Annotated in this window: 1 protein-coding gene; it reads right to left on the bottom strand. The window is 46.3% G+C overall.

The genetic code is table 11. From position 1 onward, the window contains the following. Window positions 1–2340 (bottom strand): filamentous hemagglutinin (locus QT992_RS33255; RefSeq protein WP_333378735.1); only part of this gene is annotated, 2340 nt, incomplete at both ends.

Genomic DNA, 2340 nt, shown 5'->3' on the forward strand with positions numbered 1-2340 from the left:
AATTATAGGCTACCAGCCTTACTTGTCCTCGATCGTCTATTACCCAACCTTGAGCGGGAATAATTTCTGTTGGCCGAACTTCTATGGATGTTATGAGGCTTTCTACTTGCTGAGTTCCACCTACCGCTGGCTCCACCCAATTAAACTGGCTAGAATTGCTGATGAGAACATCATTAGGACTTGCAGGCACTCCTCCTTTCCCAGTGACGGTAAATGCGCTCTCGGCCCCTTGCGTGCAGGGATTTGCCGCAATTAACGCAGCCGGATTCACCACATTTTGCGGCAGTTCCACTAAACCTTGAACGGGATTCACTCCCACAGAACTAAATGTTACAGTACCTTGCAAAGCGGGGCCGGTACTTTGGGAAATCGCCGCAATATCGCTGGTAGGAATTAGAGAAGTAGGATTTACTTGTAAGGCCGCAAATTCAGCATCAGTCAGTCCTAAACTACTCCTGGCTTGTTCGCGGTTAATTGCTGTAAAACCAAAAATATTTGGTACATTGACCGTAACTTGACCACCTCTAGCTGTCCGAGCGTTAGCTGTAATATCGCTACTTTCTCTTGGTAAAGCTACCAAAATATCGCTATCAATTCTGATATTTCCACCGTCAGAAATACCTGCATCCGTGGTAATTCTGCTACCGCGCCGCAACTGGACATCTTGCGCCCTGATATTAATATTTCCACCCCCGCCAGAGTCAGTTGTACCGTCAATACTAGCTTTATTATCCAAGGCAATTGAGTTAGCTATAACATTAATATTTCCAGCCCTTCCCGTTCCCAAAGCCTGAACATTCACCGTTGCCCCATCCCGGACAATCAATTGATTAACATTCAAATTTAACGAACCGGCATTCGCCGTAGCATTAGGATTGACAAAGATAGATGTACTGCCAGCCGAAGCTTCAATTCTACTCCTGAAGCGACCGTTATTCCCAAGTCCTTGTACTTCTAAGCGTTCGGCATCAATTGTAATATTTCCCGCATCTGCTGCACCCAAAGAAGCAGCCGTAATTATTCCCCCATCCCGCAAAGTCAGTTTTGGTGTCGAGAGGTGGATATCTCCACCTGGAGCAGAGCTAAAAGTTTGAGTGGAAAAACCACTAGGTGCGAAACCCGCAGTGCCCAAAACTCCAGAAACGCCAATCGCTTCTATTGACTCTGAAGCTCTCACGGTTAAATTTCCTCCTGGGCCTCCACTCCTAGAACGCACGGATTCGCCAATATTCGCACCCGTGGATAAAGCAATTCCGGCTCCATTAGAAACAGTCAATCGTTTAGTTTCAATCGTAATATCTCCGGCTTTCCCATTCCCATTGGCAGTGGTGGTGCCAATTATAGTTTGCGTTGTAGTTCCAGGGATTCCTCCCGACAATTCTACAGATTCATTCGTTTTAATGACGATATTCCCTGATGCTCTATTACTACGGCTGAGGCTGAGGAGATAGCTACCATCGCGCATGATTAACCGCTGTGCTTCAAGATTGATGTTTCCGCCTTGACCGGTACTTACCTTTGTGGTTTCGTTGTTTAACAATGAACTGACAAACTCAACCGTGTTGGCGCGGATATTCAGATTTCCGCCATTTCCAGCACCTAGGGTGGCGGTACCGCCAACCACTCCATCGCGCAGCAGTAGCCGTCCAGTGTCAATGTTAATGTCTCCGGCGGCTCCCCTGCCAACAGTACCAGAGTTCATAACAATTTGCGGGTCAAAAGGGTTGACTGTTCCTGAAGTCAAATATTGGTTGTAAAGCTTCTGATAGCCCTGAATTCCCAGCCCACTCATTTGTAATGAGTCAGTAGCGTGGAGGTTGATATCGCTCCCCTTGCCATCTCCCACTGTCGGGGTGAAAATTTGTGACCCTCTCTCTACTCGCAAGTTTTGGGCGTTGATGTCAATGCCTCTACCATCAAGGTTTCCCAGTGTTAGGCTATAAATTCCCGAACTACTAACGGTGACGTTTGAACCTCGAATATCAATTTTTCCCCCTCCTAATCCGCTGGTATTTATAAAGACACCGTTGATTGCGATATTGCCGAAGTTCTGAATATTTCCGTAGTTTAAATTCAGACCTAAAGCTGTTGGTTCAAATTGTACTAAACCAGGACTTTGGACGCTGCCAAGTAATATTTGTCCGGTATAAGCTGTTAAATTTCCGCCTTGTAGTAGAATGTCACCGCCAATTAATGCTAAAGTTTGACCGGGAGCTACTGCTAAACCAAGTTTGTTAGAAACAGGAATTTCTACGGGCAAGGGCGGTAAGGTTGGTGTGGGGCCGATTGCTTGCGAAGAGTTAACAATTGTGCCGGGATTTTCTCTAAATCTCAAACCCA

The sequence above is a fragment of the Microcoleus sp. T3_D1 genome (assembly GCF_036700405.1).
Lineage (GTDB): Bacteria > Cyanobacteriota > Cyanobacteriia > Cyanobacteriales > Microcoleaceae > Microcoleus.